Origin of the sequence: Stenotrophomonas sp. Marseille-Q5258, from assembly GCF_946900935.1 — a bacterium.
Classification (GTDB): domain Bacteria; phylum Pseudomonadota; class Gammaproteobacteria; order Xanthomonadales; family Xanthomonadaceae; genus Stenotrophomonas; species Stenotrophomonas nematodicola.
The window spans coordinates 1-7,492 of sequence record NZ_CAMPPN010000028.1 but is presented as its reverse complement, the minus strand read 5'-3'; the positions used below and the strand labels follow the sequence as shown (position 1 = coordinate 7,492).

The following is a 7,492-nucleotide window of genomic DNA, read 5'->3' as shown; positions in this document are numbered from 1 at the left end:
GGGCGCGGGCCGCTCGCGGGCGGGGAGCGGCGGCCCCGCGGGCAAACAAGCCCCGGCCGGCCGCCTGGGCCGGCGAAAACGGGGGGGGCGGGGGGGGGGGGGGCGGGGGGGGGGGGGGGCGGGGCGGGGGGGGGGGGGGGCAACGTGACATGGGTCCCGGCGGGGAGCAGGCGGGTTTTGGGGGGCGGGGGGCGGCGGCGGGGGCGGCGGGGGGCCGTGGCACCGCCATGCCGCGAGGGGGGCGGTGGGCCGGGGTACTTCTGGTTTGACTCCGGTTTAAGCACACTTCCCGTTGAATGGCCGCACGGCGTGGCGCGCGGTCGCGGGGAGGGGACATGGCGGACACCAGGAACAGGGCGTTCGGCCGGGCATGCGCCCGGGCCGCGCACGCGCCTGCCGCATCGGCGACGGGCAGCCGGAGGCCGTCATGAGCCGCGAGCCGGGCAGCATTCCCGCCCCGACGGACGATCTGTCCGACCAGCTTCGCCGCATGGAGAAAATCATCGATGGCATCGCCGTCGGCACCTGGGAGTGGAACATCCAGACCGGCCAGATGCGGGTCAACGAGCGCTGGGCCGGCATTGTCGGCTACACGCGCGAGGAACTGGCTCCGATCACCCCGGAGACATTCTTCCGGCTGGTGCATCCAGACGATCTTGAGAGCTCCAACGCACTGCTGAAAGAGCACCTGGAAGGACGCTCGCTGCGGTTCGACAGCCTGTGCCGGATGCGCCACAAAGACGGACACTGGATCTGGGTACAGGATCGCGGACGCATCTACGAATGGGATGCGCAGGGCCGGCCGGTGTGGATGGCCGGTGCGCATGCCGATGTCACCGACCTGCAGACAGCCCGCCAGGATGCGGCCAACATGCGCCAGCGTCTGCAGGCGGTGGTGGATGCGTCCGACGAAGTGGCGGTGATCGCCACCGACATCGATGGCGTGGTCAACCTGTTCAACACCGGCGCGCAGAAGCTGCTCGGCTACAGTGCGGACGAAGTGATCGGGCGGGTCAACCCCGGCCTTTTCCACGATGCCGAGGAAATGCGCGCGTACCTGCAGCAGGATGTCGGTGACGGTGTGCCGCTGCCCAGCATCTTCCAGGCGCTGACCGCTCGCGCCGCGCGGGGCACCTGGTCGCACCAGTGGACCTTCGTGCGCAAGGATGGCGAGCGCCGCCAGGTGCGCCTGTCGATCAGCCCGCTGGATTGCGCCAGCGGCTCGCGGATCGGCTACGTCGGCATGGCGGTGGACATCACCCCGCTGCTGGCGATCCGCGAGCAGGCGTATGTGGCGGCGGAGAAGTTCGCCGGCGCGTTTTCCTCGGCCGCGCTTGGCATGGCGCTGGTGTCGCTGGAAGGGCGCTGGCTGGATGTCAACGATGCCCTCTGCGGCATCCTTGGCTACACCCGTGCGGAACTGCTGCAGATCGACTTCCAGACCTTGACCCATCCCGAAGACCTGCACGCCGATCTGACCCTGGTCGGCGACCTGCTCGCCGGCCGCCGTGATCATTACCACATGGACAAGCGCTACCTGGGCAAGGCCGGCAATATTGTCTGGGGGCGGCTGTCGGTGTCGCTGGTGCGCGCCGGCAACGGCGAGCCGCTGCATTTCGTGTCGCAGATCCAGGACGTCACCGCGCAGCGCCAGAGCGGGCAGCAGCTGCGCGAGTCCGAACAGCGCACGCGGATTACGCTGGATGCGGTGGCCGACATGGTAGTGACTCTGGATCTGCACGGCACGGTCCAGTACGCCAACGCAGCCGCGAGCCGGGCGTTGGCCGGGGCAGGCGCCGACGGCCTCACCGGCAGCCGGCTGGCCGAGCTGATGGAACTGACCACCGAGTACGCGCCCCGTTCGCCGCTGGACCTGTCCGTGCTTCTGGATCCGGACAGCAATGCGGTGGATCTGCATTCGGACCTGCTGTTGGCGGTGGGCGCCCAGCGGGTGCCGGTGGACCTCACGCGCGCCTGGCTGCGTGGCGAGGACGGCGTCATCAGTGGTGCGGTGTGGGTGATCCGCGATGTCACCCAGCAGCGCGCGCGCCAGCGCGAAGCGCGCCATCTGGCCGAGGTCGATCCGTTGACCGAACTGAGCAACCGCCGCGGGTTCGAAGCGCACCTGCAGCAGGCGATCACCCGCGTGGCCCGCACCGGGCAGCAGGCGTCGCTGATGTACATCGATCTGGACCACTTCAAGCCCGTCAACGATACGCACGGTCACCTCGCCGGCGATGCCGTGCTGTGGGCGGTGGCCAGTCTGCTGCGGCATGGGGTGCGCGATTCGGACATCGTCGCCCGACTCGGCGGCGACGAGTTCGCGGTGATCCTGGCCGGCTGTTCGCTCAAGCGTGCGCGGCGTATCGCCAGCGATCTGCTCGACGCGCTGCGCGCGCTGTCCATTCCGTGGGACCAGCAGCGGCTGGCAGTGGGGGCCAGCATCGGCATTGCCGCCCTGGGCGGCGCCATGAGCGTGGATGACGCTGTGGCCGCCGCCGATGCGCAATGCTATCGGGCCAAGGCCGCCGGCCGCGACAACGTGCAGGTGGAGGCGCCGGGCGAGGGCCCGTTCGATCCGCTCGACAGCGGCGATACCAGCGAGGCAGGGGAGGGCTGAGCGGTGCCGCAGGCTGGCCGCCGCCACGGCGGTCCGGGATACTCGCCGGCCACGCGAATGGACAGGAACAGCAGGATGCGCCCCCTGGATCGCGAGGGACGTGACCGCCCTGGCGATGGCTCTGGCTGGATCGGCCGGTGTTCCCGCCCAAGCCGCTGCCGGCCCTGCATATCGATTGATCGGCCGCCCTAAAGGTTGCCTGCCAGGGGCCGCTATATCGGTCGGAGTTGCCCCCTGCGTGGCAGGGGGACCTGGCGGCCTGTCTGATCGATAGATCCACCCGACCGTGCTCCGGTCGTGCACTGCCTCTGGAAGTCGCGTCATTTCAACTGACGATGTTCGTGCGTCCCAAACCAGCTGATCACCCGCGCCGGACATCCCGTTCGGCGTCGCCATCGCTTATCGGACACGAGGTCATACGATGTTTACTTCAGGCTTGCATACGCCGGTGCGTGCACCGCTGTCGGTCACTGCCGTCGATTCACCCTGGCGCGCCCTGCGCGGCCTGTTCCGCGCCCGCCGCAGCCACGGCGAGGCGGGGGCCGGGGCGGCCGCACGTCACCAGGCGGCGCTGGAAGCGCAGGTCGCGGCCCTGCACCGCGTGCAGGCCGTGATCGAGTTCGACCTTGACGGCACCATCCTGGAAGCCAACGACAACTTCCTGCAGACGCTGGGCTACACCCTGGCGGAGATCCAGGGGCGGCACCACGCGATGTTCGTCGACCCGGTGCAGGCGCAGAGCGAGGAGTACCGCGCGTTCTGGGCCAAGCTGGGGCGCGGCGAGTTCGACGCCGGCCAGTATCGCCGGGTCGGCAAGGGCGGCCGGGAGATATGGATCCAGGCGTCCTACAACCCCGTGTTCGACAGCGATGGCCGGCCCTACAAAGTGGTGAAATTTGCCACCGACATCACCGCGCAGAAGTTCCAGGCGGCCGATTTCGCCGGCCAACTGGCGGCGATCAGCAAATCCCAGGCGGTGATCGAGTTTGGCATGGACGGACGCATCCTTGCCGCCAACGACAACTTCCTGGCGGTGATGGGCTATCGCCTGGAGGAGGTGCGTGGCCAGCACCATTCGATGTTCGCCGAGCCCGCCTACCGCCAGAGTGCCGAGTACCAGCGCTTCTGGGAAAAGCTGGGGCGGGGCGAGTTCGACGCCGGCCAATACAAGCGGCTGGGGCGCGATGGGCGTGAGGTGTGGATACAGGCGTCGTACAACCCGATCTTCGACATGAACGGTCGGCCGTTCAAAGTGGTCAAGTACGCCACCGATGTGACCGCGCAGGTGCAAGCCAGTCTTGCCCTGGAGCTGGCGGTGGCGCAGACCCGTGAAGTGGTGGCGGCGGCCCAGGGAGGGGACCTCACCGGCCACATTCCGACCGCCGACAAGCGCGGCCCGATCGCCGAGCTCTGCGAGGGCATCAACGCGCTGGTCGAGGCGATGGCCTCGATCATCGGGCAGATCAAGTTCGCGGCCGACACCATCGCGGTCGGTGCCAGCGAGATCGCCGAAGGCAACAGCGACCTGTCGGTGCGCACCGAGCAGCAGGCGGCGTCGCTGGAGGAAACCGCGGTGTCGATGAAGGGGCTCACCGCGACCGTGCAGCGCACCGCCGACAACGCCCGCCAGGCCAGCGCGCTTGCCAGCGGCGCGGTCGATGTCGCCGACCAGGGCGGACACGTGGTGCACGAAGTGGTGGCGACGATGGCGCTGATCAACGACTCCTCGCGGCGCATCGTCGACATCATCGGGGTCATCGACGGCATCGCATTCCAGACCAATATCCTGGCGCTCAACGCAGCGGTGGAGGCGGCGCGTGCCGGCGAGCATGGCCGTGGCTTCGCGGTTGTCGCCTCGGAGATCCGCTCGCTGTCGCAGCGCTCGGCCGACGCCGCCAAGGAGATCAAGCAACTGATCGGCGACTCGGTGGAGAAGGTCGGCGCGGGAACCGCGCAGGTCGAAAGCGCCGGACGGACGATGACGGACATCGTGGTCAACGTGAAGCGCGTCAGCGCGTTGATGAGCGACATCAGCGCCGCCGCCCAGCAGCAGAGCGAGGGCATCCAGCAGATCAACCGTGCCGTGGAGCATATCGACGAAGGCACCCAGCAGAATGCGGCGCTGGTCGAGGAAGCGTCGGCGGCGGCGCGCAGCATGGAGGAGCAGGCATCCCAGCTGCTGCAGACCGTGGCCGGATTCCGAGTGGATGCGGCAGTGGCGCAGACGCAGCGACAGGCAATGCAGGGCGCCCAGCCGGTACTGCGCCTGGTGTGAGCGCAGGCGCGATGGGCGGCGGCACCGGCTGCACCCTTGCGCGTGGCTCTGGGATACGCCTGCATCCAACGGACGGGCGTACGCGGTTGCAACAGGGATGGATGTGGGCGGCCATGCTGGCGCTGGCCGAACGACTGCGCGCTGGCCATCGCCTGGCGTGAGATCGTGCCGGCGCAGGGCCGGCCGAAGTGCGCGCCAGAGCAGGGTCCAGCGCTGCCGGGTGCACCCAGCCACCGCTGCATGGGTCGACTGGCGTAAACGAAAAACCCCGCCAAAGCGGGGTTTCATCTCCGATGATTGCGGAGCGTATCGTTCCATTGGTGCCGAAGGTGGGACTCGAACCCACACGCTTTTAAGGGCGGCGGATTTTGAGTCCGCTGCGTCTACCGATTCCGCCACTTCGGCTGGCTGGCCGCGTAGTGTATACAAAACCTGCGGCGGTGGGGAGACCTGAACGCTTCAGTGTGACGGCGGCCTTCATCGGGTTGGGACGCTATAATCACCGCGCTGAACCATACAGGGAGCCGGGGATGAGCGCGCTGCAGGATCTACGGGTGCTGGTGGTGGAGAACGACGAGATGAGTGCGGCCCTGCTGCAGATGCAGCTGGTGCAGTCCGGGGCGGTCGTCGTGGGGTTGGCGGCCTCGGTGTCCGAGGCATTGCACCTCCTGGGCGAGACCGCACCGCAGGTCGCGCTGCTCGATTACCGTCTGGCCAACAACGAAACCAGTGAGGCGGTGGCCGAAGGACTTTCCGCACGTGGCATTCCGTTTGTTCTGGCGACCGGCATGGCGCCGGATCATCTTCCGGCGACGTTCCGCAGCGGTGTCGTGCTCAGCAAGCCGTACCTCACCGCGGAACTGACCGCCGCACTCGAGCGTGCCCGCCAAGGCGATTCAGTCGCCGGCTGATGCCGCGACAGAGGGCGTGTCAGGCCGCTTCCTGACAGACAAGATCAACCGGTTCGCGGTCGTCGAGAATGCGGTACTGCGCGGCCAGATCGGCCGGGTCAGGATTGAGCCACGCGTCCAGGTGTTCCGGGCGGATCGGCACGATGCAGCGGTCATGCCCGGCTGCGGCTACCGCCACCGGCGGTTCGTCGGTGATCGCCGCGAACGACAGCAGCCGGCCTTCCGGCCCGTCCCATTCCGACCACAGGCAGGCCACGAGCAGGTCGCGTGGCGGCTGCGGGTGGAATTCCAGGACCACGTTCTGCGCGCGCTCGCCAGGTGCCAACGCGCGGTGTTCGAGTGCATGGCGCGGAACGTGCTCATAGAACGACTGCACCACCACGACGCCGTGTCGATGACCGAACGCGGGCTTCCAGTACCCACCGAGGCTGTCGCGGCGCGCATTGTAGGTGCCCGGGTAGAGCACGTCATTGCGGGCCGGCACATCCGGCAGCCGGCATTGGTAGCGCATCGGCTTGATCACGCGCTGGCCGCCCTCGGAAACGATCACCGGCGCGTATACGCCCGGAAAGATGCGGCTGTCGCGCGGCAGCAGCCCGGTGCGGTGCAGGTCGTCCAGGCGCGCCTGCGCGCGCTCGATCCGGTTGCCGGCGATACGTAGTTCGTTGCGTGCCTTCTGCGAAGGGCGTGCGGCGAGCTGGCTTTCAGCCGATGCCAGGCGTGCGGACTGCAGCCGGATCTCCTCGTCGAGTGCGCGCATTTCCTCGGCATGCCACTGCTGGATCTTTGCCACGATGTCCTGCCCCTGCGGCGTGCGTGCGCCGGCGAACCCGTCATCCATCGCCTTGGGCGTTTTGGGCCGTGGCTTGCCAGGATCGTGCGCATAGAGCTGCGCGAACGCCTCCAGCGACATGACCGCGCCGTACTCACGTACAAGCCTGGTGTAATCGGCACGGATCTGGGCGGAGTAGCACATGGCGGCAGGGGCGGCGGGCAGGGGAACAGGATAGGACGCGTGGGTCTCACCGGGTGCGCATGGCCTGCGTCATGCTACAGGCCCGTTCACTCCGAGAAAGCCCCATGTCCCTGCCTGCCAGCCTGCAGCTCTACCCCGTGCCGCCCACTGTCGAGGAGTACCGCCAGCTGCGCGTGCTCGCCGGCCTGAGCCCCAAATCACTGGAGGCAGCCACGCTGGGCCTGCCCAACACGGTGTTCGGGGTGAGCATCCGCGACGGCGAACGGTTGGTGGCGATGGGCAGGCTGGTCGGCGACCGCGGCTGCTTCCTGCAGGTGGTGGACATTGCGGTGGTTCCCGACCGCCAGGGGCAGGGACTGGGCAAGGCGGTGATGGGCGCGCTGGATGTCTGGCTGCGCGCGAACGCGGTCGGTGCTTACGTAAGTCTGATCGCCGATGGCCAGGCGCATCGGCTGTACGCGCAGTTCGGTTTTGCCCAGACCGCGCCGAAGTCGGTGGGCATGGCCAAGGTGGTGGGCTGACCACGCAGAGAAAGAAGCGCCAACAAAAAGCCCCGACCGGAGTCAGGGCTGTTTGTTGAAGCTGGCGTCCCCACGGGGATTCGAACCCCGGTCGCCACCGTGAAAGGGTGATGTCCTAGGCCTCTAGACGATGGGGACGCGTTGAACCGGATTTTGCTTCTGTCGGACGGCCTGTGTCCGGAGAAGTGG

At 68.1% G+C, this 7,492-nt stretch carries 5 protein-coding genes and 2 tRNA genes; 4 read left to right on the top strand and 3 right to left on the bottom strand.

Going from position 1 to position 7,492, the window contains the following annotated elements:
• Window positions 1–427: 427 nt before the first annotated feature.
• Window positions 428–2,620 carry a PAS domain S-box protein gene (locus tag OC534_RS16655; protein ID WP_262072209.1) on the top strand — a complete coding sequence of 731 codons (2,193 nt, stop codon included), beginning with the start codon at window positions 428–430 and terminating at the stop codon, window positions 2,618–2,620.
• Window positions 2,621–3,041: 421 nt separating this feature from the next.
• A complete protein-coding gene (locus OC534_RS16650) occupies window positions 3,042–4,895 on the top strand; it encodes a methyl-accepting chemotaxis protein (protein WP_313160950.1) in 1,854 nt (617 codons plus the stop codon).
• A gap of 318 nt (window positions 4,896–5,213) precedes the next feature.
• On the opposite strand, the gene OC534_RS16645 is transcribed toward OC534_RS16650, so the two are convergent.
• Window positions 5,214–5,300, bottom strand: a tRNA-Leu gene (locus OC534_RS16645).
• Between the two features lie 125 nt (window positions 5,301–5,425).
• Between OC534_RS16645 and OC534_RS16640 the strand changes: the two genes are divergently transcribed.
• Complete coding sequence (locus OC534_RS16640; protein WP_017357138.1) at window positions 5,426–5,806, top strand: response regulator; 381 nt, start codon at window positions 5,426–5,428, stop codon at window positions 5,804–5,806.
• Between the two features lie 19 nt (window positions 5,807–5,825).
• On the opposite strand, the gene OC534_RS16635 is transcribed toward OC534_RS16640, so the two are convergent.
• Entirely contained in the window at window positions 5,826–6,782 is a 957-nt protein-coding gene (locus tag OC534_RS16635; protein ID WP_262072208.1) for an SOS response-associated peptidase, read from the bottom strand.
• Window positions 6,783–6,886: 104 nt separating this feature from the next.
• On the opposite strand from OC534_RS16635, the gene OC534_RS16630 reads away from it, so the two are divergent.
• Complete coding sequence (locus OC534_RS16630) at window positions 6,887–7,303, top strand: GNAT family N-acetyltransferase (RefSeq protein ID WP_017357140.1); 417 nt, start codon at window positions 6,887–6,889, stop codon at window positions 7,301–7,303.
• 62 nt (window positions 7,304–7,365) lie between these two features.
• On the opposite strand, the gene OC534_RS16625 is transcribed toward OC534_RS16630, so the two are convergent.
• A tRNA-Glu gene (locus tag OC534_RS16625) sits at window positions 7,366–7,441 on the bottom strand.
• Window positions 7,442–7,492: the final 51 nt, after the last annotated feature.